At 65.3% G+C, this 317-nt stretch carries 1 protein-coding gene; it reads left to right on the forward strand.

The features are described from left to right. A partial coding sequence (locus tag AABA84_RS34875; RefSeq protein ID WP_338314361.1) for an ATP-binding cassette domain-containing protein occupies nt 1–317 on the forward strand: 317 nt, incomplete at both ends.

The following is a 317-nucleotide window of genomic DNA, read 5'->3' on the forward strand; positions in this document are numbered from 1 at the left end:
CAGAATTACGCGCTCTATCCCCACATGTCGGTGTTCGACAACATAGCGCTGCCGCTCACCATGACGCGCCTCAACCTGTTCGAGCGCCTGCCCTTGATGCGTCATTTGTCGCTCCGCCGCAGGCGCGTCATGGACGAGATCGCGCGCGAGGTGCGGGCCGTCGCGGAGCAGCTTCGAATCGACACCTTCTTTCACCGCCGCCCCGGACAGCTTTCGGGCGGTCAACGGCAGCGCGTCGCGCTCGGCCGCGCAATGGTGCGTCATCCGCAGGCCTTCCTGATGGACGAGCCCTTGTCGAACCTCGACGCCAAGCTGCG

Origin of the sequence: Bradyrhizobium sp. TM239, from assembly GCF_036247985.1 — a bacterium.
GTDB lineage: Bacteria > Pseudomonadota > Alphaproteobacteria > Rhizobiales > Xanthobacteraceae > Bradyrhizobium > Bradyrhizobium ottawaense.